Below are 23,614 nucleotides of genomic sequence, written 5' to 3'. Positions count from 1 at the left end.
TAACACTAATAATTAATGCTAATTAACACTGAGCGCTTTGCTTTACGGCTTTCTTAAATGATGCATACAGATCAACGAATTCTGATCGTCGGTAACCAATCCGAACGAGTCAATCGCTTATCGTGTGTTTTTGAGTTTCTAGGTGAACAAGTTGAACTGCTTGCCGTTGATAAACTTGAGTCACGCGTATCGAAAACACGATTTAGGGCACTCGTTATTGCCCAAGAGTCTCAATCAAAAGAGCTATTGCAATCTATTGCTACGTCGTTACCTTGGCAACCGATTCTGTTACTGGGTCAAACTGGTGAAGTTTCTGCGTCTAATATTCTAGGTTGCATTGAAGAGCCGCTTAATTATCCTCAGTTAACTGAGCTACTGCATTTTTGCCAAGTTTTTGTGCATGCTAAGCGTCCTGAAGTTCCTACCAGTGGTAATCAAACCAAACTATTCAGAAGTCTGGTCGGACGCAGTGAAGGGATCGCCCATGTTCGTCATTTGATTAACCAGGTGTCACCTTCAGATGCGACAGTATTGATTCTCGGTCAATCGGGAACCGGTAAAGAGGTGGTTGCACGTAATATTCATTACATGTCTGAGCGCCGTAGTGGTCCTTTTATTCCTGTTAACTGTGGTGCTATTCCTGCCGAATTGCTGGAAAGTGAGCTATTTGGTCATGAAAAAGGCTCGTTTACCGGTGCGATCAGTGCTCGTAAAGGACGTTTTGAACTTGCCGAAGGTGGAACCCTTTTCCTCGATGAAATTGGTGATATGCCATTGCAGATGCAAGTCAAATTGCTGCGAGTTTTGCAAGAGCGCGTATTTGAGCGAGTAGGTGGTAGCAAACCTATTAGTACTAATGTGCGTGTGGTTGCCGCAACCCATAGAAATTTGGAAACCATGATTGCCGAAGGTGAATTCAGGGAAGATTTGTTCTATCGCCTTAATGTGTTCCCCGTAGAAATGCCGTCTCTACAAGAGCGTTGTGATGATATTCCGCTGCTACTACAAGAGTTGGTGAGCCGGGTGTTCAACGAAGGCCGCGGTAAGGTGCGCTTCACTCAAAGAGCGATAGAGTCGTTAAAAGAGCATTGCTGGTCAGGTAACGTACGTGAGTTATCCAACTTAGTTGAGCGTTTAACCATTCTTTATCCCGGTGGGTTAGTAGATGTAAACGATCTGCCGATGAAGTATCGTCATATCGATGTGCCTGAATATCAAATTCAAGTCAGTGAAGAGGAGCTGGAGCGTGATGCCCTAGCATCTATTTTCAGTGATGATATTGAAGTCGATATTCCTGAGGGGCGCTTCCCCAGCGAGTTGCCACCAGAAGGGGTTAACCTTAAAGATCTGCTTGCCGAGCTTGAAATCGATATGATCCGCCAAGCATTGGATCAACAAGATAACGTGGTTGCCAGGGCGGCTGAAATGCTAGGTATTCGCCGTACCACCTTGGTGGAAAAAATGCGTAAATATGGCATGAGCAAAGAGTAATATCGGGCTTTGTATCTATATTGATTGCTATTAAACCCGCACTGAACTAAAGGCCCTTAATTGGGTCTTTTTTATGTCTAAAATTGAGTGTTAGTTTTACTGTTTGTTCTTAGGGTTAGGTTTATCGTTTAAATCATAAAAAGGCTTTAAATTTTATAGTTTCAATAGGTTATTGCTGTGCATTTTTTGGCATAGAATCTGCATTCACTCGGTTAGCAGCAATTTATTGACGGAGTGGCAATGTCCGCTAACCCCCAAATACCTTATGAGCAGTTAACTTCGACACCAGAATTGAACTCCTGTGTAGTGGCTAACGATGCTATGTCAAATACCATGGAGCATATTTTGCAAGCTATGCCTTCTGGTGTGGTGATTATTAATGGGGATGGCATTGTGACTCAGGCTAACCCTGTGGCGTTACAGCTTTTAGGTCAGCCTTTGATGGGAATGAAGTGGCTGCAGATAATCAATCGCGCATTTTCGCCTCAAGATGATGATGGTCATGAAGTTTCGCTGAAAAATGGCCGCCGAGTGAAATTGGCCATAACACCGCTTACGCCAGAACCGGGGCAATTGATTGTATTAACCGATCTGACCGAAACTCGCTTGCTGCAAAAGAATATTTCTCATCTTCAACGTCTATCAGCCCTAGGAAAAATGGTTGCTAGTTTGGCTCACCAGGTGCGAACGCCTTTGTCTGCGGCCTTACTTTATGCGTCTAATTTGGCAAGTCCTAAGTTGACTCAAGAACATAGAGTCAGATTCCAATCTAAGTTGATCGACAGGCTCAATGAGTTGTCGCAGCAAGTGGACGATATGTTGCTAATGGCCAAAGGCAAACAGCAAGAGCTTACCGATGTGGCTCAGATGACTGAGGTTGTTGATGCTGTGGTGGCCAATTGTGAGCCCATTGCTCAGCGTAAAGGTTGTCAGTTACAGCTGGATGTCAGCTCTAACTTGTCTTTTCAAGCCAATAAATCGGCCTTGAGTTCGGCAATCAATAATCTGGTGATTAACAGTGTCGAAGCAGGCGCAACTCAAGTACTGATTCGCGCTTACGATCAATCGCAAGCGATCCATTTCGAGGTCATTGATAACGGCAAAGGGCTGGATAAATCAATGCAAGCGCAAGTCTTTGAACCCTTTTTTACCACTAAGGCGCAAGGTACAGGTTTGGGCTTGGCTGTGGTGCAAACTGTGGTAAACAATCACAGTGGGCGTTTGAAACTCGATTGTATTAAAGGTGAAGGTTGCCGCGCGTCATTTGCGTTACCTGCCTTAAATGTAGTTCCTTCGGAGGCATTAGCTCATGGCTGAAGCAAAAATTTTATTGGTCGAAGATGATATCTGTCTACGTGAAGCACTAGTCGATACCTTACTTTTAGGCCAATATGACTGTGTCGATGTGGGCTCTGCCGAAGAGGCTATTTTGGCGTTGAAGTCTCATCATTTTGACATGGTGATCAGTGATGTACAGATGGAAGGGATAGGTGGCCTTGGACTACTTAACTACTTGCAGCAACATTACAGCCAACTACCTATCTTGTTGATGACGGCGTTTGCCACCATAGACAATGCCGTTAGCGCGATTAAATTAGGCGCGGTTGATTATCTGGCCAAACCCTTTGCCCCAGAGGTGTTACTGAATCAAGTTTCACGTTATCTCAAACCTAAATTGATTGAAAACCAACCTGTGGTTGCCGATGAAAAGAGTTTAGCGTTGCTAAATTTAGCTCAGAAAGTGGCGAATTCAGATGCCTCAGTGATGATCATGGGACCCAGTGGTTCGGGGAAAGAGGTATTAGCACGTTATATTCACCAGCATAGTCCTCGTTGTGAACAACCTTTTGTTGCCATTAACTGCGCGGCAATTCCTGAAAACATGTTGGAAGCGACGCTATTTGGTTATGAGAAAGGGGCCTTTACCGGCGCCTATCAGGCTTGTCCTGGTAAGTTTGAGCAGGCTCAGGGCGGCACCTTATTGCTCGATGAGATCTCCGAAATGGATTTAGCCCTTCAGGCGAAATTATTGCGAGTATTGCAAGAGCGCGAAGTTGAAAGGCTAGGTGGCCGTAAAACCATTAAATTAGATGTCAGAGTGTTGGCAACCTCAAATCGTGACTTGAAAGCCATTGCTGAAAAAGGTGAGTTTCGGGAAGATCTCTATTATCGAATTAACGTCTTTCCACTGACTTGGCCTGCGCTGGCTCAGCGTCCTGCAGATATTTTGCCTTTGGCCAGACATTTAGTGCAACGTCATAGCAGTCAATCTGGCAGTACTTTAGTGCCTGAATTTGACGAGTCTGCCTGTCGACGTTTATTGACCCACCGCTGGCCAGGTAACGTACGTGAACTGGATAATGTGGTTCAGCGGGCGTTGATTTTACATGCTGGCGAGCAGATCAGCGCGTCAGATATCATTATCGATAATCACGACGTGGTGATGGAAGCCGAGCCTAGTGTCAATAAAGCCAATGAATTGGAAGGTTTGGGGGATGAGTTAAAGGCTCAAGAGCATGTAATCATCTTAGAAACTTTATCCCTGTGTAATGGTAGCCGTAAATTGGTGGCCGAGAAATTGGGGATCAGCGCCAGAACATTGAGATATAAAATGGCGCGTATGCGTGAAGCTGGAATAGAAATCCCAGCTTAAGCTTGTGGTTTGTTATTTGATATAAAAAAAGGCGAAATGCTAAGCATCTCGCCTTTTTTACGTGTTTATACAGCTTTAGCTTGGCTATGCTTGTTGGTTTATTGTTCGATAGTGGAAAAATTTAATATTGGCAAACGAATTTGCAAAATTATTTGCTAGTTTGGCAAATATTTTGCAACAAGCAGACTAACGCAAATTATTCGTCAATTTAACGACGAGCAAGAGGTTAGTATGCAGATAGGTGCCAATTCATTACTTCAAGAGATGCAATCGCTATCGGGCGAAGCCAAGTTAGGCGCGATCTCACCTAATATTACTCAGCAAGTTGCCAACACCAGTGGCAGTGATTTTGGGCAACTCTTGTCTCAAGCAGTAGGCAGTGTGAACGCTCTGCAAGCGAACTCTTCTGATTTACAAACTCGCCTAGATATGGGCGACACTCGGGTGTCACTTTCCGATACCGTTATCGCTAGGGAAAAAGCCAGCGTCGCATTTGAAGCTAGCGTTCAAGTGCGTAATAAGCTGGTTGAAGCATACAAAGAGATCATGAGTATGCCGGTATAAACGGCGAGCTTAGATTATTGAATAAACTATTGAGTAGTAGGTATCTAAAGTGAGCACAGATATGGTTGTGGGAAGTAACTCGGCGACAGCGGGTGATGCACTTTCCGGTGGTATCCAAGAAGAGCGTAAGCCTAGCGGTGGCGGTTTTGGTAACGTCGAAATGTTACGTCAGGTCACTATGATATTAGCTTTGGCCATCTGTCTCGCCTTAGCGGTTTTTGTGATGCTATGGGCACAAGAGCCAGAATATCGTCCATTGGGTAAAATGGATACGCAAGAGATGGTGCAAGTGCTCGACGTACTTGATAAAAATAAAATCCAATATCAAATCGATGTTGATGTGCTCAAGGTACCAGAAGATCAATATCAGCAAGTTAAAATGATGCTGAGTCGTGCCGGGTTAGATCATAGTGCTGCGCGCAATGATTATCTATCAAAAGACAGTGGTTTTGGCGTTAGTCAGCGGATGGAACAGGCGCGCCTTAAACATAGCCAAGAGCAAAATCTTGCTCGCACTATCGAAGAGTTAAAAAGTGTCAGTCGCGCTAAAGTGATTTTAGCCATTCCAAAAGAAAACGTGTTTGCCCGTGACCGCTCTAAGCCGAGTGCTACTGTGGTCGTTAGCACTCGTCGTATTGGTTTAGGTCAGGAAGAAATTGATTCAATTGTTGATATTGTTGCTTCGGCGGTACATGGATTAGAGCCGACCCGTGTGACAGTCACAGACTCCAACGGCCGTTTGTTGAACTCGGGTAGCCAAGATGGCACCTCAGCACGTGCCCGCCGTGAGCTGGAATTAGTGCAACAGAAAGAAGCTGAATACCGCAATAAGGTTGAATCTATCTTGATGCCCATTCTTGGGCCTGAAAACTTTACCGCTCAGGTCGATGTCAACATGGACTTTACTGCAGTAGAGCAAACAGCAAAGCGTTATAACCCAGATTTACCCGCGGTTCGTAGTGAAATGACCGTTGAAAATAATTCGACAGGTAGCTCAACTGGCGGGATCCCTGGAGCACTGAGCAATCAGCCGCCGATGGAGTCAAATATTCCACAAAATGCGATTGATGAGAAAACCGCATCGGTGTCGCCAGGTTCAAGCCATAAAGAAGCGACCCGCAATTACGAACTCGATACCACCATCAGCCATACTCGCCAGCAAATTGGAGTGGTGCGTCGTGTCAGTGTCTCGGTTGCTGTCGACTTTAAGTCGGGTGCGGCGGCCGCAGATGGTCAAGTGTCTCGCGTCGCTCGTACCGAGCAAGAGTTGGCCAATATTCGCCGCTTACTCGAAGGCGCTGTGGGTTTTAATAGCCAGCGCGGTGACATGATTGAAGTGGTGACAGTGCCTTTCATGGATCAACTAGTCGAAGACGCTCCAGCACTGGAGATGTGGCAAGAACCTTGGTTCTGGCGGGCAATTAAGTTAGTGATGGGCGGCGTGATTATCTTGGCATTAATTCTGTTCGTCGTTCGGCCAATGCTCAAACGCCTGATATACCCTGATGCGCATTCCATGCCAGATGAACCTTCATTAGGTGGTGAGCTAGCAGAAATTGAAGATCAGTTTGCAGCCGATACATTAGGCATGCTTAATCGCCCAGATTCTGAATACAGTTATAATGATGACGGCTCTATTTTGATCCCAGATTTACATAAAGATGATGATATGATCAAAGCCATTCGTGCGCTGGTCGCCAATGAGCCAGAGTTGTCTACCCAAGTTGTCAAAGGTTGGTTACAAGAAAATGAGTAATGATAAAGATGTTGTAGCCGCAGGCGTAGCCAACGAGTTTAAGGTAGATGGTCTTACCGGGATTGAGAAAACCGCTATTTTACTGCTTAGTTTGAGCGAAGCCGATGCCGCCTCAATTTTAAAACACCTCGAGCCTAAACAAGTGCAAAAGGTGGGTATGGCTATGGCGGCAATGAAAGATTTCGGTCAGAGCAAGGTGATAGGTGTACACAAGTTGTTCCTCGAAGAGGTGCAAAAATACTCATCAATTGGCTTTAATAGCGAAGAGTTTGTCCGCAAAGCATTAACCGCTGCGTTAGGTGAAGATAAGGCGGGTAACCTTATTGAACAGATCATTATGGGCGGCGGTGCAAAAGGTCTTGAATCGCTCAAATGGATGGATGCTAGACAAGTCGCGACGATTATTCAAAATGAGCATCCGCAGATCCAGACCATCGTTTTATCCTATCTTGAGCCAGATCAGGCTGCAGAGATATTCGCTCAGGCACCAGAAAATACTCGTTTAGATTTAATGATGCGTATTGCCAATCTCGAAGAGGTGCAACCGGCAGCACTGCAAGAGCTAAACGATATTATGGAGAAGCAGTTTGCTGGCCAAGGCAGTGCCCAAGCCGCCAAAATGGGAGGCTTAAAAGCGGCAGCCAACATCATGAATTACTTAGATACTGGGGTGGAAAGTCAGTTAATGGAAACCTTGCGCGATGCCGATGAAGAGATGGCGCAGCAGATCCAAGACTTGATGTTTGTATTTGAAAACCTTGTGGATGTTGATGACATTGGCATGCAAACCTTGTTGCGTGAAGTTCAGCAAGATGTGTTGATGAAAGCCCTTAAGGGCGCAGATGAACAGCTTAAAGATAAAATTCTTGGCAACATGTCGAAGCGAGCGGCAGAATTGCTTCGTGACGATCTAGAGGCCATGGGCCCTATTCGGATCAGTGAAGTCGAGCTGGCACAAAAAGAGATCCTGTCGATTGCTCGTCGTTTAAGTGACGCTGGTGAAATCATCCTTGGTGGCGGCGCTGGTGAAGAGTTTCTCTGATGACTGATCCCAAGAATCCCAATAGCGCCAAAGATAGTGACTTCAACCATTGGCATCTTCCCGACATGACTGTTGTGGACGAAGTGCCGAAGGAGAATATGTTCGGCCGTGTCACGGTTGAGCAAGCTATTGTCGAAGAAGACTTATCCATATTGCCTCCAACCTTAGAGGAGATTGAAACCATCCGCGCCGAAGCGGAGGCGGAAGGCTTTGATCAAGGCCAACAGCAAGGCCATCAACAAGGTTTGGAAAGCGGACGTTTAGAGGGATTAGAGCAAGGCCATCAAGAGGGTTATGCACAAGGACTTGAGCAGGGGATTGCCCAGGGTCTAGCCGACGCCGCAGAACAGGTGCAGCAGTTCGAAAAACTGATGCAGCAATTAGCTTCTCCTTTATCTTTATTGGATATTGAAATCGAGCAATCGCTATTGCATCTTACTTTGACCTTAACAAAAGCTGTGATTGGTCACGAGCTGAAAACTCATCCAGAACATATTTTATCGGCGTTGCGTCAAGGGGTTGAAGCACTACCACTGAAAGAACAAGGGGTTCATGTTCGCCTACAGCCAGATGATTTATGTCTAGTTGAACGACTCTATGGTAGTCAGCAATTAGAAAAAAACCGCTGGGAGATGGAAGCCGATCCGCTATTGCAACGCGGCGAGTGTGTTGTCTCTAATAGTCGTAGCACTGTGGATATGGGATTAGAAAAGCGTATCAATGCGGTATTTACTCATCTGGTGAATAGCGAAAATCATCTCGAACAACAAAAACAGCTTGAGCTGCAAAAGCTGCAAGATAAACAAAAAGCCCTAGCAGAAATTGCTGCAGAGGCCAAAGCCGCTGAAGCTGCTGTCGAAGCATTGGCAGAACAACAGCAAAGCCATGAGTCGCAAACCCAACAGGCATCTAGTTTGACAACTAATGACTCAATCGAACCGTCCTCACCCGAACACTCCTTAACCGAAGCATCATCTGAAGAGCCGCCACATGCAGCGCCGTCATCAACAACTGCTCAATAAGCTTCGCCAGCATAGCCAGAAAGTCGCTCCCTTCGTGGCCGAGGCCAGTGGTCAGTTAGTCAGAGTGGTCGGATTAACATTAGAAGCCACCGGCTGCCGTGCGCCTGTGGGAAGTCTTTGCAGCATAGAAACCATGGCGGGAGAGCTCATCGCCGAAGTGGTTGGTTTCGATGATAGCCTGTTGTACTTGATGCCAATAGAAGAGTTGCGTGGTGTGATGCCCGGTGCCAGAGTCACTCCTTTGGGAGAACAAGCTGGACTCAATGTCGGTTTGGGTTTACTCGGTCGAGTGCTGGACGGCAATGGTGTGCCACTCGACGGTCTGGGCCATTTACATACAGAGCAAAAAGCTTCGCGTCATGCGGCGATGATCAATCCCCTTGCAAGACGCGCTATTTCAGAGCCATTAGACGTTGGCGTGCGTGCCATCAATTCAATGTTAACCGTCGGCAAAGGTCAGCGAATGGGACTGTTTGCCGGTTCTGGCGTGGGTAAGAGTGTGCTGCTTGGCATGATGACCCGAGGCACCACCGCCGACATTATCGTGGTGGGATTAGTGGGTGAGCGTGGCCGAGAAGTTAAAGAGTTTATCGAAGAGATTTTGGGGCCAGAAGGACGTGCGCGTTCGGTTGTGGTCGCTGCTCCTGCCGATACTTCTCCCTTGATGCGTCTGCGTGCTTGTGAAACCTCGACCCGGATAGCCGAGTATTTCCGTGATCTGGGTTATAACGTGCTGCTGCTGATGGACAGTTTGACTCGTTATGCTCAGGCCCAGCGTGAAATAGCATTAGCCGTAGGTGAGCCTCCGGCGACTAAAGGCTATCCGCCCTCGGTGTTTGCCAAGTTGCCCAAGTTGGTTGAGCGCGCCGGAAATGGTGGCGCTGGGCAAGGTTCCATTACCGCATTTTATACCGTATTAACTGAAGGTGATGACCTGCAAGACCCGATCGCCGATGCGTCACGGGCAATCTTAGATGGCCATATTGTCTTGTCTCGTAGCCTAGCCGATTCGGGACACTATCCTGCCATTGATGTGGAAGCATCCATTAGTCGTGTTGCACCCATGGTGATATCAGAAGCTCATCTTGAGGCAACTCGACGGGTCAAACAGATGTATTCTCTTTATCAGCAAAATAAAGATCTGATCTCCATCGGTGCTTATACTCAAGGTAGCGATGCTCGAATTGACAATGCCATTCGCTTGCAGCCAGCAATGAACGCCTTTTTACGTCAAACCATGAAAGATGCGGTCAGCTTTGAGAGTAGTGCATTGATGTTGGGTCAACTCAGTGCCCAGTGCCATGACTAGTGAGCATGTTCTCATTGGCATTTTGTTGATGCTGAATCTGAATTTAAATCTGCTTGTGGCAATGAAAAGGGGGATTTTCTATGGCTAAAACCGATCCCTTAGATACGGTGCTTAAATTGGCGCTAGAAGCCGAAGAGCAAGCCTCTTTGCAACTCAGGTCGGCGCAGTTAACCTATCAAAAGTGCCAAGATCAGCTCAGCGCATTACAGCAATATCGGCTCGATTACATGAAGCAGATGGAGCAGCAACAAGGGCAAGTGATCAGTGCCAGTAATTATCATCAATTTCACCAGTTTATTCGTCAGATAGATGACGCGATAGAGAAGCAGTTGTATGCGGTTTCAGAATCGGATAAGCAACGTCAAATCGGCCAAACTCATTGGCAGGCTAAACAGCAAAAACGCAGAGCGGTGGAGTTGTTGTTAGAGAAAAAAGCCCATAAACGTCAATTAATTGCCTTGAAACAGGAGCAAAAAATGATTGACGAATTTGCTTCGCAGCAGTTTTTTAGAAAATCCTGATCGCTATTTCGCCCACATCTGGCGCTACTTTCATTCGGTTTGATCCATAAACGCTGTTGTATCCCAGTGTTGAGCATTTGGATAATTGCAGGGATGAATAGTTGGCATTTAATTTGCTGTAGTTCTCGTAAGTACAGATGAATTGACCATGTCAGTTGCGATAGCGAATTATTGACACTCACCAGATAGTCTATATAGCGCTGGTTTATAGCTAGTGCTGGTTTTATTGATATGAGTGTTGGAGGATTTATGCCACAAATGAATGCTGTGTTGTTGCCGTCCACTGAGGCTGCGAGTGATAAAGCTAAAGCGAACGCTAAGGCTTTAGGCACAAACTCATCGATTATGAGTTCAGAAAGGCGCTCAGAAACTGCTAGTTTTTCAAAGGCATTAGAACAACTCTCCTCGGCAAACGAATCGGTATCGACTAAACGTTCAGCCTCTCAATCTGCCGCAAGCCATGCTGAAACGAATAATCCCAATGCATCAGCGGTCAAGGCTGAAAATCAAGCATCACCAGTGTCTTCAGCCAAAGAATCATCGACAGCGCAATCAGCTGCAGAAGCATCAGCAACAGAAGCAAACAGTGAAAATAATGATGTGAGCCATGTGCTAGCGCAAATTAATCTTGCCGCCAATTTATCAGGGCAACATAAACTTGAGCAATTAGATGCTCAAGGCGTTTCCGCAAGCGGTGAAAATTTGCCGCTTGATGCAAATTTAGCGACGCTAGCTACGGAAGATACAACTCTAATCCCAGAAGATGAAGCGTTCGATGACGAGATTGCCGACTTTGATACTGCCGACAAAATAGCCGCAGATGCGTTAATGGCTTTGCCCGTAGATGCCGAAATGGTTCAGGCTAATCAACTGATGTTGGGACAATTATCTGAAGCGCAGCGACAACAAGTCGAGGACGTGTCAGGGCTAGATAGTGAACAATTGTCACAATTGCCGTCCAAGCTGCTTAATCGTTTGGTCAATGAAATTGATAACCTAAGGGGGCAGCAAAGTAGCGCGGCAAACATGCCAGCTTCTCTGTCTCGAGTGATTGAACAAGCGCAGCAACTGATAGCAGCCAAAGACGCGCAACTTATCAATTCTGCGCCAGACAATACTTCGCAGAGAGTCGCTAACACGGGGGAATTAGCCTCTACTGCTTTGTCTGAAAAGCAGTCTGGCGCTAATTCTGCCATGATGGCGGCAAATGTTGGCCCTGCTGAGTTCAAGGTCGATGGCAAAGCGATTTTGGGTGAGGCTAAATCAGAGGCTGGAACTAAACTGTCCGCGACAGAGATGAATCACAGCGCCACATCGACTAAGACTCAAGCGAGTGAGCGAGAAAATACTATGGCTGCGAGCGATAAAGCCGCGGCACAGAGTGCAGACATTAAGCACAGCGATCTGAAACAGGCCAAATTATCTGTTGCGATGTTATCAAATGCTGGGTTATCGAATGCTGAGTTATCAAGCGCAGAGTCAGCGGAACAGCTCAATCGCAGCGAAAGTAAATTGTCGAGTCAACCTTTGGGAAGCCTGACATTGCAGCGCAGCGAGACTCAGGCTCAATATCAACTGTCAATCAAATCTCATGCCGATGGTGCGTTGCAGATGCAGCAGATGATTCAAAAATTCTCGCCAGTAATGCGCCAGCAATTACTGACCATGGTGAGCCAAGGCGTGCAGCATGCGGAGATCCGTCTCGACCCCGCAGAACTTGGACATATGATGGTACGTATTCAAGTGCAGGGCGATCAAACTCAAGTACAATTTCAGGTCGCGCAACATCAAACCCGTGATTTGGTCGAGCAAGCGATTCCTCGGCTCAGAGAACTACTTGCCGACCAAGGCATGCAGCTGACCGATAGTAATGTCTCCCAAGGTGGTCATGGCAATCAACAGAGTGATGGGCAAGGCAATGGCGAGCAAATTCATGGATCAAGCATCAATATGGATGAAATATCGGCAGAAGAGAACTTGTTAAGCTCAAATAGCGCAACAAGTTACGGTTCAGGTATAGATTATTACGCATAAGCAGGTAACCTATAGGGCATTTAACGCAACAGAGTTCCCTGAGACGTCGGTAGTGTTTTTGCCTGTAATAACAATGACCGCGAGAGGGGGTAATCACAGTGATATCGCACTGGGATAGGATTGAAATATGGCTGTAGAAGATTCATTAAAATTAGAAGAAAAAGCCGCGCCTAAAGATAACAAACGATTGATTATCTTTGCCGCAATTGGCGGCGTCTTGGTGTTAGTTATCGCTGCGATAGTCGTGTATCTGTTGGTTTTTACTGCTTCAGATGAGCAAGTGGCCAGCACAGAGACCGCCACTGAGCAACCGGCTCAAGTTATCGATAGTCGCGAAGCCTTCTATGTAGGCATGCCTCGGCCTTTTCTGTTTAACCTGCCCGGACAAGATCGTTCTCGTCTAGTGGAGATTAAAGTGCAGTTAATGGTTCGTGGCGCCGAAGACGATGTATTAATTAAAAAGCATATTCCCTTGATTGAAGATGCTTTGTTAACCACTTTTAGTAGTGGTGATGTACAGAAATTGAGTTCATTAGCCGGTAAAGATGAGTTGCGTCATCTTGCTTTATTGAATGTACAAAACACCTTGCAACCCGTGACAGGACGTAAAGTGGTTGAGAGAGTGTTGTTTACCGGGTTTGTCATGCAATGATGGTATTAGCCATCATGATTAATGGGATAGGGCGATATTGTGAGTGATCTATTAAGCCAAGACGAAATTGATGCGTTATTGCATGGAGTCGATGACGTAGAAGAGGAAGAGGTCAGTGATGGCGGGTTTGAAGCCCGCTCTTACGACTTCTCGTCACAGGATCGTATTGTTCGTGGACGCATGCCGACCCTGGAAATCGTTAATGAACGTTTTGCCCGCCACCTACGGATCAGCATGTTCAACATGATGCGCCGAGCGGCGGAAGTGTCAATTAATGGCGTACAGATGCTTAAGTTTGGCGAATATGTGCATACGCTATTTGTACCGACCAGCTTGAATATGGTGCGTTTCAGTCCGCTTAAAGGTACGGCATTGATCACCATGGAAGCACGTTTAGTGTTTATTTTGGTCGATAACTTCTTTGGTGGTGATGGACGTTTTCACGCCAAGATTGAAGGGCGTGAATTTACGCCGACCGAGCGCCGTATCGTCCAGTTATTGCTGAAAATCATTTTCGAAGATTATAAAGAAGCTTGGTCTCCGGTCATGGATGTGGAGTTTGATTATTTAGACTCTGAAGTGAACCCCGCGATGGCGAATATCGTCAGCCCCACCGAAGTCGTAGTGGTCTGTTCATTCCATATTGAAGTCGATGGCGGTGGCGGCGATTTCCATATCACCATGCCTTATTCGATGATAGAGCCGATACGTGAGCTACTCGATGCTGGGGTGCAGAGTGATACCCAAGATACCGACATGCGTTGGTCGCAGGCATTACGTGATGAGATTATGGATGTTGAAGTTGGGCTAGATGCTACGATTGTCGAGAAAAAAGTGTCGCTAAAAGATGTGATGGGATTTAAAGCAGGAGACATCATTCCGGTCGAAATGCCTGAGCATGTGGTATTGCGAGTGGAAGATCTGCCAACCTATCGTTGTAAGTTAGGTCGTTCTGGCGAAAACTTAGCATTAAATATCAGAGAAAAAATACCCCGTCCTGAAACGGTAAAAACAGAACTACAATTGGTGACTAAGAAAGGCAAGTCACGTGAAATTGGCAATATTTAATTGATTGAGTGGTAAAGGTAAACATGATGAGTACAGAAGATACCGGTGATGATTGGGCTGCAGCAATGGCTGAGCAAGCATTGGAAGAGGCACAAACCGTTGCTTTGGATGAGCTAAGTGACCAATCTAAGCCGTTGAGCGAAGATGACGCGGCTAAACTCGATAGCATTATGGATATTCCTGTTACCATTTCGATGGAAGTTGGACGCAGTTTTATCAATATTCGCAATCTGTTACAGCTTAACCAAGGCTCTGTTGTTGAACTGGATCGCGTGGCTGGTGAGCCCTTAGACGTGATGGTTAATGGAACCTTGATCGCCCATGGTGAAGTGGTGGTGGTTAACGATAAATTTGGTATCCGTTTAACCGATGTGATCAGCCAAACCGAGCGAATTAAGAAACTCAAATAGAGAGTCTAAATTGATGGGAATTTTTTCAGTCGTGACCATGGGTGCCAGCACTGCGACACAAACGCCACAAAACAGTGGCGATGCGTTGGCGACCATGTCGAGTATGCTGGGTGGCTTGATTCTGGTCATTGGGGTGATTTTAGTGCTGGCCTATTTGGTGAAGCGCTTAAAGCTGGTGCCTGCTAATCATGGTGTCATTAAAACGCTGTCGGTTACACCCTTAGGTCAAAAAGAAAAATTAGTCTTGGTGGAGCTTGAAGGCCAGCAATATTTACTCGGCGTCACTAGCCAACAGGTGACACTTATCGATAAGTTAGCCAACTCGGTTACGGTCGGACAAGACTCTTTTGCCGAACGCCTCAGACAAGCAAAGTCAGCGGTCAAGCCCAGCGCTCAAGTGAAACAAGATCCCACCTTTGAAGATAAGTCGTCATTATGATCAAACGGATTTTTTTGGCTTTTCTCGCTATCGCATTGGTGCCTGATCTAGCTTGGGCTCAGGAGGGTGTTCTACCTGCTGTAACCGTGACTACGGGTCCTGATGGGGCGACACAATATTCGGTAACCATGCAGATCTTACTGCTGATGACGGCGCTAAGCTTCCTGCCCGCCATGGTTATCATGTTGACCTCTTTTACCCGTATTATTGTGGTTCTGTCGATATTGCGGCAAGCCATTGGTTTACAGCAGACGCCATCGAATCAGATATTGATCGGTTTAAGTCTGTTTATGAGCTTCTTTATTATGGCCCCGGTTTTCGACAAAATTTACGATACCGCGGTTCAGCCCTATATCAATGACAGCATGGGCATAGAGCAAGCTTATGATGTTGGTAGAGAGCCATTAAGACAGTTTATGTTGGCGCAGACCCGACTCACAGATCTGCAAACTTTTATCGATATTTCCGGCTACGACAATATTAAATCGCCGGAAGAAGCTCCCATGAGTGTGTTAATTCCTTCTTTCATCACCAGCGAACTTAAAACCGCCTTTCAAATTGGTTTTATGTTGTTTGTGCCTTTCTTGGTTATCGATCTGGTGGTGGCGAGTATCTTGATGGCCATGGGTATGATGATGCTGTCGCCTATGATTGTGTCCTTGCCGTTTAAGATTATGTTATTTGTCTTGGTCGATGGCTGGAGCTTGGTGATGGGCACCTTGGCCAACAGTTTTGGGAGTTAGCTGCCATGTCTCCCGAGGCCTTAGTCGATATCTTCCGTGATGCCCTGTCGGTGATTGTGACCATAGTGTCGATGATCATCGTTCCTGGTCTCGTGGTGGGATTAGTGGTGGCGGTGTTTCAAGCGGCAACGTCTATCAACGAACAGACCTTAAGTTTCTTACCTCGTCTACTTACCACACTATTTGCATTGATGTTTTTAGGCCATTTACTGGTTCAAACCATGATGGAGTTTTTCTTGCAGATGGTGAACATGATCCCCACGGTCATCGGCTAATGAAATCCCGGTCTGGCACGATTGAAAAGCAGTGCTACGGCGTTTTTGAACAATATTGCAGTGGCAAGTTTGTTGGGAGCCTGCCATGGAAATACTGATGTCGACCATAATGCAGACCCTTTCGGCGTACATGTGGCCCTTGTATCGGGTATCCAGTATGTTGATGGTGATGGCTGTATTTGGCGCTAACACCACACCCACTCGCGTACGTTTATTACTGGCTGTGGCAATCACTTTTGCTATTGCGCCGGTACTGCCGGTCAACACAGACGTTGAGCTATTTTCATTCTCAGCCGTGTTCGTTACCGCGCAGCAGATCTTAATCGGTGTCGCGATGGGATTTGTCACCTTGCTGTTGATGCAATGCTTTGTATTAACAGGACAAATTATAGGTATGCAGACCAGCTTGGGCTTTGCTTCTATGGTTGACCCTGCATCTGGCCAACAAACTCCGGTGATTGGTAACTTCTTTCTACTATTAACTACGATGATTTTCTTGGCCGTCGATGGTCATCTGGTGCTTATCCGCATGTTGGTTGCCAGTTTCGATACGATTCCGGTGTCGACCCAAGGGATCTCGATTGCCAGTTATCGTATGTTGGCCGAGTGGGGGGGGTATATGTTTGGCGCGGCATTGACCATGTCGATTTCGGCCATTGTCGCCCTGTTGTTGATTAACTTATCTTTCGGGGTGATGACTCGTGCTTCGCCGCAGCTCAACATATTTGCTATCGGTTTCCCCGTCACTATGGTGAGCGGCTTGCTGATCCTGTGGTTAACCTTGACGCCTATCATGGCGCACTTTGATGAAGTATGGCGCTCGGCGCAGCTACTCTTGTGTAATATTGTCGAGCTACAGTGCCGTGCGGACGGGAGTTTCTAATGGCTGAGAATGAGTCGAGCCAGGAAAAAACCGAAGAAGCCACCTCCAGGAGGCGCGAACAGGCGCGCGAAAAAGGACAGGTTGCCCGTTCAAAAGAGCTTGGTACTTCGGCGGTATTGATGTCGGCAGCTATTGGATTTGTGTTTATCGGTCCAGATTTAGGTGCTTCTTTGGTTGAGGTGATGACTAAGCTTTTTACCATGGACAGGGCCGCGATTTTCGATACCAATTCCATGCTCAATGTCTGGCAAGTGGTACTGTCAGAATTAGCGTTCCCCATTTTGAGCCTGATAGGTTTTCTGACACTGGTGGCCTTTCTGGGCAATATTGTCATTGGCGGCATTACCTTCTCGGTTAAAGCCTTTATGCCTAAGGCTAACAAGATGAGCCCCATGAGCGGCTTTAAGCGCATGTTTGGCGTGCAGGCGATTGTGGAGCTGACGAAAGGGATCGCCAAGTTTTCCGTGGTGGCTATCATGGCTTACCTGCTGCTCAGTTTCTATTTCAGCGATATCTTATCGCTCTCGGGCGGACATTTTCCCAGTAATGTTTATAACGCCTTAGATCTGCTGGTATGGATGTTTATCATCTTGTGTTCGTCGACCGTGATTATTGTGGTTATTGATGTGCCGTTTCAGATTTGGAATCACAACAAACAGCTGCGAATGACCAAGCAAGAGGTTAAAGATGAGTACAAAGACACCGAGGGCCAGCCAGAAGTTAAGGGCCGTGTAAGGCAGATGCAGCGTGAAATGGCGCAGCGACGTATGATGAGCGAGGTGCCCAATGCCGATGTCATTGTGGTTAACCCAGAGCACTATGCGGTGGCGGTCAAATACGATGCCGATAAGGCCGCAGCGCCTTATGTTGTGGCCAAAGGGGTCGATGAAGTTGCCTTTAAAATTCGTGAAATCGCCCGAGAACATGATGTGGCTATTGTCTCGGCTCCACCGTTGGCACGCGCCATTTATCACACGACTAAGATAGAACAAGAGGTGCCGGAGGGTTTATTTACCGCTGTCGCTCAGGTGTTAGCTTACGTATTCCAATTACGTCAATATCAGAAGAAAGGCGGAAAACGTCCCAAGCCAATTCCGTTAAATCAACCTATTCCCGATGATTTAAAACATTAAATTTGGTTTTTTATCCGTAAACCCTGCTGAATCCCTATATTGGCCTGCTTCTTGCTGAATGGAGGTAGATGTCAAAGTTTGGGCGCTATTATTGATGGATTTTAAAGCAACACTGGGTCAACTTAAGCAAGTCAAACCCGCCAATTTCAAAGGGGTCGGTACTCCTATACTCGTTTTAGCTGCATTGGCGATGATTGTGTTGCCTATGCCGGCTTTCCTGCTCGATATCTTATTCTCCTTTAATATTGCATTAGCCCTAGTTGTACTCTTAGTGGCAATTTATTCCGATCGCCCATTGGACTTTGCTGCTTTTCCTACTGTGTTACTGGTTGCCACACTGCTCAGACTGGCGCTAAACGTTGCCTCGACTCGTATTGTATTGCTTGAAGGTCACAATGGTGGCGACGCCGCCGGTAAGGTGATTGAAGCCTTCGGTTCTGTGGTCATCGGTGGTAATTACGCCGTAGGTTTAGTGGTGTTTCTTATCTTAATTATCATTAACTTTGCCGTGGTCACCAAAGGTGCGGGGCGTATCTCAGAGGTGAGTGCACGTTTTACTTTGGATGCGATGCCGGGTAAACAGATGGCAATTGATGCTGACTTAAATGCTGGCGTGCTTAATCAAGATCAGGCGCGTTTACGCCGCGCCGAAGTGACTAAAGAAGCTGATTTTTATGGCGCGATGGATGGTGCATCTAAGTTTGTAAAAGGTGACGCCATTGCCGGTATCATGATCTTAGTTATCAATATCTTAGGCGGCTTTGTCATCGGTATGGTGCAACATGGTTTAAGTTTCTCATCGGCGGTTGAAATCTACACTTTGTTGACCATAGGGGATGGCCTAGTTGCGCAAATTCCCGGCCTACTACTTTCTATTGCTGCCGCCTTGATGGTGACCCGCCAGAATGAATCTGGCGACATGGGGCAGATGGTGATGTCGCAGATGTTCGACAGTCCTAAGTCATTATCGATTGCAGCTGCGGTACTGTTGATCATGGGCATTGTGCCTGGGATGCCTCACTTTGCTTTTTTAAGCTTTGGGCTCATCACCGCGGCTGGCGCCTATTATATCAAGCGTAAGAAAGAGATTGGTCGTCAGCGAGCCTTGGAAGCCGCGGCAAACTCTCCGGTGACTACCGAAGATGCTAAGCCAAAAGAGTTAAGCTGGGATGATGTTCAGCATGTGGATACTATCGGTCTGGAAGTGGGTTACCGCTTGATTCCTTTGGTCGATAAAGGTCAAGGTGGTGAGTTGCTCGGACGAATCAAAGGCGTGCGTAAGAAACTCTCTCAAGAACTTGGTTTCTTAGTACCTGCAGTACATATTCGTGACAATTTAGATCTGTCACCAAACAGTTATCGCATTTCGTTAATGGGGGTCGCATCCGGCGAAGCTGAAATCCGTCATGATTGTGAATTAGCAATTAATCCGGGTCAGGTTTACGGCAAGCTCGATGGTATTGAAACCACAGATCCTGCCTTTGGATTAGAAGCGGTGTGGATCGCCCCAGAGATGCGCGAGCATGCGCAAACACTGGGCTACACAGTTGTTGATGCGTCAACTGTGGTGGCGACCCATTTAAGTCAGTTGCTCACCAATAATGCTTCTAAGCTGTTGGGTTACGAAGAGGTGCAACAGCTAATGGATATGCTAGAGAAACATTCGCCTAAGCTGGTGGCAGGCTTTATTCCTGATGTGATGTCCTTAGGCACTGTGGTGAAAGTGATGCAGAATCTGCTTAACGAAGGGGTGTCTATTCGCGATCTTAAGACCATAGTACAGACGTTATTAGAATATGGACCTAAGAGTAACGACACTGAAGTATTAACGGCTGCGGTACGTATTGCTCTTAAGCGCATGATAGTACAGGAGATAAGCGGTCCTGAACTTGAAATTCCTGTCATTACTTTGGCGCCAGAGTTGGAACAGATGTTGCATCAATCAATGCAAGCAACAGGTGGAGAAGGGCCGAATATCGAGCCTAGCCTAGCTGAACGGATGCAAAAGTCATTACTTGAAGCATCGCAGCGTCAGGAGATGGTGGGACAACCTGCCATATTACTGACATCGGGTATGTTACGTTCGACGCTATCTCGATTCGTTAAACATACCATTCCAAGTTTACGGGTGATCTCTTATCAAGAGGTGCCAGATGAGAAACAAATTCGCATCGTGTCTGCAGTAGGCCAAAGCCAGTAGGGGTGAGTTAGGTGAAAATTAAACGGTTTTTAGCAAAAGATATGCGTTCAGCTCTGGCTCAAGTCAAAGAAACCTTAGGTGTGGATGCGGTGATCATGTCCAATAAAAAGGTCACCGGCGGTATCGAAATCGTCGCGGCAGTGGATTATGACGAGCCGAAAAAGCCTGCAGCAACTGCGCCCAATGGTTTAGCTGGCTTGCTTGATTTGACCGAAGAGAAGGTGTCTCTGGGTCAGCCGAAAGTAAAAACTGAAACGAAAAGCAATGCTGTGCCTGCGGCAGATTCATTACAAGCTCTGCTTGAGCGTCAGCAAAGCCGAGTCAATCAACAGATAGACAGAAGCAATGAAGAGTTAGATATGCCAGCTTGGGCCAAGGGCTTACAAGCTAATGACGAACCGGTGAAAAAGCCAAGCATCGAACCTGCTGTAATGGCCAATAAAAACAATAAAAATACCTCAGTAAGTAGTGAAATAGACTCGATGCGACAAGAGTTGTCATCACTGCGCGACCTACTAACTCATCAAGTCACTTCATTAATTACTGAACAAAAAAGTCGTCTAGACCCGGTGGGAGCCATGCTAGAAAGACGTTTACTAGATGCGGAGTTTTCACCGACAATCGCTAATAAGCTTTCAAGTCTCAGCCAGCACTATCCTCCTGCAGAGTTAGTGCGCACGTTACCTAGAAGTTTGGCTAATATGCTCGATAATCAAGGTGACGATATTGTGCGCCAAGGTGGCGTAGTCGCATTTGTTGGGCCTACAGGTGTGGGTAAGACCACCAGTGTGGCGAAATTAGCCGCTAGATTTGCCGCACATCATGGCGCTGACCAAGTGGCATTAATTACCACGGATCATTATCGTATTGGTGCCTATGAGCAATTGGCAACCTATGGCAAAATAATGGGATGTCCGGTGAAGCAAGCTCATGATCTCAATGAATTAGAACAAATTTTGTACCAGTTCCGTAATCGTAAGTTAGTTTTAATCGATACGGCGGGAATGGGACAGCGAGATCTGCGATTGTTTCAGCAATTAGACAATTTAACCGCAAATAGCAGATTACCTATTCGTAGTTATCTGGTACTGTCTTCAACGAGCCAAAGAAGGGTACTTGAAGATGCGGTACGACAATTTTCCAGAATCCCGCTATCGGGAGCAATACTAACTAAACTGGATGAGTCTGTGGCATTAGCTCCAGCCCTCAGCGTATTGATTCAACATGGATTACCGTTGAGCTATATCACTGATGGACAACGAGTCCCTGAAGATATGCAAGTAGCAGATACACTCGCATTGGCAAATCAGGCACTTTCAGTCTTAGATAAGAAAGAGCAGGCAATAAATAACACTGAAAGGTCTCATGAGCAGGCCTATGCATTTGAGTAAAATAATGAGTCGGGATCAAGCAAGCGGTTTACGTATGATGAATCAACCAAATAACGAAAAAGTCAAAGTTATTGCCGTATCGGGTGGTAAAGGTGGCGTAGGTAAAACTAGCGTATCGATCAACACCGCAGTCTCGTTAGCAGAGAAGGGCAAGCGCGTACTGGTATTAGACGCGGATTTAGGCTTGGCCAACGTTGACGTGATGTTAGGTATTCGAGCTGAACGTAATCTATCCCACGTATTGTCAGGTGAAGCCGATTTAGACGATGTGATTATTCGCGGGCCTAAAGGCATTGGTATTATTCCTGCGACATCGGGTTCACAGGCGATGGTGGAGTTAAATCAGGCGCAGCATGCAGGTTTAATTCGTGCCTTTAGCGAAATGCGCACACAATTTGATGTACTGATTGTCGATACCGCCGCAGGTATTTCTGACATGGTACTGAGTTTCTCACGCGCTTCACAAGATGTGTTGATTGTGGTGTGTGATGAGCCAACGTCGATAACCGATGCTTACGCATTGATTAAGATTTTAAGCCGTGAACATGGCGTTTTTCGCTTTAAGATTGTGGCTAACATGGTAAGAAGCCTTCGCGAAGGCATGGAGTTATTTGCCAAATTAAGTAAGGTGACCGATCGTTTCCTCGATGTGGCACTCGAATTAGTGGCAACCATTCCGTTTGATGAAAACCTACGTAAATCTGTTCGTAAACAAAAGCTGATTGTTGAAGCTTTTCCTAAATCCCCAGCGTCGATTGCCTATCACGGACTGGCTAATAAAATTATTAGCTGGCCTGTGCCGCAACAGCCTGGCGGCCATTTAGAATTTTTTGTTGAACGTTTAGTACAACGCCCTGATATTCAAGAGGATCGTCCTAGTGAGTAAAGCCTCAGCGTATACTTGTTTAGATAATAAAACATCTATCGTTGAACAGTATGCACCGTTGGTAAAAAGGATAGCTCACCATTTATTGGCCCGTTTACCGGCTTCTGTTCAACTCGATGACCTTATTCAGGCAGGCATGATGGGCCTGCTTGAAGCGTCGTCGAAGTTTGATGGAAGCAAAGGGGCCAAGTTTGAAACTTTTGCAGGGATTCGTATTCGCGGTTCAATGCTCGATGAAATTCGCCGTGGTGACTGGGTGCCTCGCTCAGTTCATCGTAATCAAAGGCGCGTGGCGCAAGTGATTGACGAACTTGAGCAGGAGTTGGGACGAGACGCAAAAGACCATGAAATTGCCGAGAGATTAGCCGTTTCACTGGACGAATATCACCATATTCTTAACGACGTTTCAGTTGGCAAGATAATTGGTATTGAAGATCTCGGCGTATCGGCCGATGTAATAGGACAAGAGGAAGATCATCAGGATGATGCGTTCGACGCGTTAGCCGAAGATCAGTTCCAAGGTGCCTTGGTTGAGGCCATTAAGTTATTACCCGAAAGGGATGGTTTGGTTTTGTCATTGTATTATGACGAAGCGTTAAATTTAAAAGAGATAGGTGCGATTCTTGAGGTCAGTGAGTCACGGGTGAGCCAGATCCTTAGTCAGGCGATGCTCCGACTTAAAGCCAAACTCAAGCATTGGACATCTGTATAACGATTACTAGAGCAAAATAATAATAGCTCCGCGGAGGAAACCTTGGACAAGAATATGAAGATTCTTGTTGTTGATGATTTTTCAACAATGAGACGTATCATCAAGAACTTGTTAAGAGACTTGGGTTTTAACAACACTCAGGAAGCAGATGACGGTACAACAGCCTTGCCTATGTTACAAAAAGGCGACTTTGACTTTGTGGTAACTGACTGGAATATGCCTGGTATGCAAGGCATTGACTTATTAAAAGCGATTCGTGCCGATGAAGAGCTTAAACATATTCCGGTATTGATGGTGACTGCGGAAGCGAAAAGGGAGCAGATCATTGCGGCAGCACAAGCTGGCGTTAATGGTTATGTGGTTAAACCTTTCACTGCAGCAACATTGAAAGAGAAGTTAGACAAAATTTTCGAACGACTCGGTTAATCAA

General features: G+C 46.4%; 23 protein-coding genes. All 23 read left to right on the top strand.

What is annotated here, in order from left to right:
• Window positions 1-57: 57 nt before the first annotated feature.
• The 23 genes from L1D21_RS09360 (at window position 58) to cheY (ending at window position 23,610) form a co-directional block, all read left to right on the top strand.
• Window positions 58-1,491, top strand: coding sequence for a sigma-54-dependent Fis family transcriptional regulator (locus L1D21_RS09360; protein WP_275658974.1), 1,434 nt, complete (start codon window positions 58-60; stop codon window positions 1,489-1,491).
• A gap of 240 nt (window positions 1,492-1,731) precedes the next feature.
• Complete coding sequence (locus L1D21_RS09355) at window positions 1,732-2,808, top strand: ATP-binding protein (RefSeq protein ID WP_239844990.1); 1,077 nt, start codon at window positions 1,732-1,734, stop codon at window positions 2,806-2,808.
• Window positions 2,801-4,144, top strand: a complete 1,344-nt coding sequence (locus tag L1D21_RS09350; protein WP_239844989.1) for a sigma-54 dependent transcriptional regulator — start codon at window positions 2,801-2,803, stop codon at window positions 4,142-4,144. Before L1D21_RS09355 ends, L1D21_RS09350 begins: the two co-directional genes overlap by 8 nt.
• A gap of 231 nt (window positions 4,145-4,375) precedes the next feature.
• The gene (fliE, locus tag L1D21_RS09345) at window positions 4,376-4,708 is read left to right on the top strand and encodes a flagellar hook-basal body complex protein FliE (RefSeq protein ID WP_239844988.1); all 333 of its coding nucleotides are present in this window, start codon (window positions 4,376-4,378) and stop codon (window positions 4,706-4,708) included.
• Between the two features lie 61 nt (window positions 4,709-4,769).
• The gene (gene fliF, locus L1D21_RS09340; protein ID WP_239845286.1) at window positions 4,770-6,464 is read left to right on the top strand and encodes a flagellar basal-body MS-ring/collar protein FliF; all 1,695 of its coding nucleotides are present in this window, start codon (window positions 4,770-4,772) and stop codon (window positions 6,462-6,464) included.
• Window positions 6,457-7,506 (top strand): flagellar motor switch protein FliG, encoded by a 1,050-nt coding sequence (gene fliG / locus L1D21_RS09335; protein ID WP_239844987.1) that lies wholly within the window; start codon window positions 6,457-6,459, stop codon window positions 7,504-7,506. The genes fliF and fliG overlap by 8 nt, the downstream gene beginning before the upstream one ends.
• Window positions 7,506-8,528 (top strand): flagellar assembly protein FliH, encoded by a 1,023-nt coding sequence (gene fliH, locus L1D21_RS09330; protein ID WP_239844986.1) that lies wholly within the window; start codon window positions 7,506-7,508, stop codon window positions 8,526-8,528. Before fliG ends, fliH begins: the two co-directional genes overlap by 1 nt.
• Window positions 8,497-9,837 carry a flagellar protein export ATPase FliI gene (gene fliI / locus L1D21_RS09325; RefSeq protein WP_239844985.1) on the top strand — a complete coding sequence of 447 codons (1,341 nt, stop codon included), beginning with the start codon at window positions 8,497-8,499 and terminating at the stop codon, window positions 9,835-9,837. The genes fliH and fliI overlap by 32 nt, the downstream gene beginning before the upstream one ends.
• Before the next feature lie 80 nt (window positions 9,838-9,917).
• On the top strand, window positions 9,918-10,358 hold the full coding sequence (gene fliJ / locus L1D21_RS09320) for a flagellar export protein FliJ (protein WP_239844984.1): 441 nt from the start codon (window positions 9,918-9,920) through the stop codon (window positions 10,356-10,358).
• A 249-nt stretch (window positions 10,359-10,607) separates the two neighbouring features.
• On the top strand, window positions 10,608-12,392 hold the full coding sequence (locus tag L1D21_RS09315) for a flagellar hook-length control protein FliK (RefSeq protein WP_239844983.1): 1,785 nt from the start codon (window positions 10,608-10,610) through the stop codon (window positions 12,390-12,392).
• Window positions 12,393-12,519: 127 nt separating this feature from the next.
• Entirely contained in the window at window positions 12,520-13,044 is a 525-nt protein-coding gene (fliL, locus tag L1D21_RS09310; RefSeq protein ID WP_239844982.1) for a flagellar basal body-associated protein FliL, read from the top strand.
• A 39-nt stretch (window positions 13,045-13,083) separates the two neighbouring features.
• On the top strand, window positions 13,084-14,112 hold the full coding sequence (gene fliM / locus L1D21_RS09305; RefSeq protein ID WP_239844981.1) for a flagellar motor switch protein FliM: 1,029 nt from the start codon (window positions 13,084-13,086) through the stop codon (window positions 14,110-14,112).
• Window positions 14,113-14,138: 26 nt separating this feature from the next.
• The gene (gene fliN / locus L1D21_RS09300) at window positions 14,139-14,522 is read left to right on the top strand and encodes a flagellar motor switch protein FliN (RefSeq protein ID WP_239844980.1); all 384 of its coding nucleotides are present in this window, start codon (window positions 14,139-14,141) and stop codon (window positions 14,520-14,522) included.
• A gap of 37 nt (window positions 14,523-14,559) precedes the next feature.
• Complete coding sequence (gene fliO, locus L1D21_RS09295; RefSeq protein ID WP_239845285.1) at window positions 14,560-14,961, top strand: flagellar biosynthetic protein FliO; 402 nt, start codon at window positions 14,560-14,562, stop codon at window positions 14,959-14,961.
• Window positions 14,958-15,704, top strand: a complete 747-nt coding sequence (gene fliP, locus L1D21_RS09290; RefSeq protein WP_239844979.1) for a flagellar type III secretion system pore protein FliP — start codon at window positions 14,958-14,960, stop codon at window positions 15,702-15,704. Before fliO ends, fliP begins: the two co-directional genes overlap by 4 nt.
• A gap of 5 nt (window positions 15,705-15,709) precedes the next feature.
• Window positions 15,710-15,979 carry a flagellar biosynthesis protein FliQ gene (fliQ, locus tag L1D21_RS09285; protein ID WP_239844978.1) on the top strand — a complete coding sequence of 90 codons (270 nt, stop codon included), beginning with the start codon at window positions 15,710-15,712 and terminating at the stop codon, window positions 15,977-15,979.
• Between the two features lie 85 nt (window positions 15,980-16,064).
• Complete coding sequence (gene fliR, locus L1D21_RS09280) at window positions 16,065-16,862, top strand: flagellar biosynthetic protein FliR (RefSeq protein WP_239844977.1); 798 nt, start codon at window positions 16,065-16,067, stop codon at window positions 16,860-16,862.
• Window positions 16,862-17,995: a flagellar biosynthesis protein FlhB gene (gene flhB / locus L1D21_RS09275; protein ID WP_239844976.1), complete on the top strand. Its 1,134-nt coding sequence runs from the start codon at window positions 16,862-16,864 to the stop codon at window positions 17,993-17,995. Before fliR ends, flhB begins: the two co-directional genes overlap by 1 nt.
• Window positions 17,996-18,089: 94 nt before the next feature.
• Window positions 18,090-20,195 carry a flagellar biosynthesis protein FlhA gene (gene flhA, locus L1D21_RS09270; protein WP_239844975.1) on the top strand — a complete coding sequence of 702 codons (2,106 nt, stop codon included), beginning with the start codon at window positions 18,090-18,092 and terminating at the stop codon, window positions 20,193-20,195.
• 11 nt (window positions 20,196-20,206) lie between these two features.
• Window positions 20,207-21,586 (top strand): flagellar biosynthesis protein FlhF, encoded by a 1,380-nt coding sequence (gene flhF, locus L1D21_RS09265; RefSeq protein ID WP_239844974.1) that lies wholly within the window; start codon window positions 20,207-20,209, stop codon window positions 21,584-21,586.
• A 4-nt stretch (window positions 21,587-21,590) separates the two neighbouring features.
• Window positions 21,591-22,472: a MinD/ParA family protein gene (locus L1D21_RS09260; RefSeq protein WP_275658973.1), complete on the top strand. Its 882-nt coding sequence runs from the start codon at window positions 21,591-21,593 to the stop codon at window positions 22,470-22,472.
• Complete coding sequence (locus L1D21_RS09255) at window positions 22,465-23,184, top strand: RNA polymerase sigma factor FliA (protein WP_239844973.1); 720 nt, start codon at window positions 22,465-22,467, stop codon at window positions 23,182-23,184. The genes L1D21_RS09260 and L1D21_RS09255 overlap by 8 nt, the downstream gene beginning before the upstream one ends.
• A gap of 42 nt (window positions 23,185-23,226) precedes the next feature.
• Window positions 23,227-23,610: a chemotaxis response regulator CheY gene (gene cheY, locus L1D21_RS09250; protein WP_239844972.1), complete on the top strand. Its 384-nt coding sequence runs from the start codon at window positions 23,227-23,229 to the stop codon at window positions 23,608-23,610.
• The last annotated feature ends 4 nt before the right edge of the window (window positions 23,611-23,614 follow it).

Origin of the sequence: Shewanella sp. Isolate11 (genome assembly GCF_022398315.1) — a bacterium.
In the GTDB taxonomy this organism is placed as follows: domain Bacteria; phylum Pseudomonadota; class Gammaproteobacteria; order Enterobacterales; family Shewanellaceae; genus Shewanella.
This window is presented reverse-complemented; position numbering and strand designations above follow the sequence as displayed.

What these genes read in the sequence shown, in the direction of transcription:
- L1D21_RS09360 (WP_275658974.1), top strand. Translation starts at nt 58, where the DNA reads ATGATGCATACAGATCAACGAATTCTGATCGTCGGTAACCAATCCGAA.
- L1D21_RS09355 (WP_239844990.1), top strand. Translation starts at nt 1,732, where the DNA reads ATGTCCGCTAACCCCCAAATACCTTATGAGCAGTTAACTTCGACACCA.
- L1D21_RS09350 (WP_239844989.1), top strand. Translation starts at nt 2,801, where the DNA reads ATGGCTGAAGCAAAAATTTTATTGGTCGAAGATGATATCTGTCTACGT.
- fliE (WP_239844988.1), top strand. Translation starts at nt 4,376, where the DNA reads ATGCAGATAGGTGCCAATTCATTACTTCAAGAGATGCAATCGCTATCG.
- fliF (WP_239845286.1), top strand. Translation starts at nt 4,770, where the DNA reads ATGGTTGTGGGAAGTAACTCGGCGACAGCGGGTGATGCACTTTCCGGT.
- fliG (WP_239844987.1), top strand. Translation starts at nt 6,457, where the DNA reads ATGAGTAATGATAAAGATGTTGTAGCCGCAGGCGTAGCCAACGAGTTT.
- fliH (WP_239844986.1), top strand. Translation starts at nt 7,506, where the DNA reads ATGACTGATCCCAAGAATCCCAATAGCGCCAAAGATAGTGACTTCAAC.
- fliI (WP_239844985.1), top strand. Translation starts at nt 8,497, where the DNA reads ATGCAGCGCCGTCATCAACAACTGCTCAATAAGCTTCGCCAGCATAGC.
- fliJ (WP_239844984.1), top strand. Translation starts at nt 9,918, where the DNA reads ATGGCTAAAACCGATCCCTTAGATACGGTGCTTAAATTGGCGCTAGAA.
- L1D21_RS09315 (WP_239844983.1), top strand. Translation starts at nt 10,608, where the DNA reads ATGCCACAAATGAATGCTGTGTTGTTGCCGTCCACTGAGGCTGCGAGT.
- fliL (WP_239844982.1), top strand. Translation starts at nt 12,520, where the DNA reads ATGGCTGTAGAAGATTCATTAAAATTAGAAGAAAAAGCCGCGCCTAAA.
- fliN (WP_239844980.1), top strand. Translation starts at nt 14,139, where the DNA reads ATGAGTACAGAAGATACCGGTGATGATTGGGCTGCAGCAATGGCTGAG.
- fliO (WP_239845285.1), top strand. Translation starts at nt 14,560, where the DNA reads ATGGGTGCCAGCACTGCGACACAAACGCCACAAAACAGTGGCGATGCG.
- fliP (WP_239844979.1), top strand. Translation starts at nt 14,958, where the DNA reads ATGATCAAACGGATTTTTTTGGCTTTTCTCGCTATCGCATTGGTGCCT.
- fliQ (WP_239844978.1), top strand. Translation starts at nt 15,710, where the DNA reads ATGTCTCCCGAGGCCTTAGTCGATATCTTCCGTGATGCCCTGTCGGTG.
- fliR (WP_239844977.1), top strand. Translation starts at nt 16,065, where the DNA reads ATGGAAATACTGATGTCGACCATAATGCAGACCCTTTCGGCGTACATG.
- flhB (WP_239844976.1), top strand. Translation starts at nt 16,862, where the DNA reads ATGGCTGAGAATGAGTCGAGCCAGGAAAAAACCGAAGAAGCCACCTCC.
- flhA (WP_239844975.1), top strand. Translation starts at nt 18,090, where the DNA reads ATGGATTTTAAAGCAACACTGGGTCAACTTAAGCAAGTCAAACCCGCC.
- L1D21_RS09260 (WP_275658973.1), top strand. Translation starts at nt 21,591, where the DNA reads ATGAGTCGGGATCAAGCAAGCGGTTTACGTATGATGAATCAACCAAAT.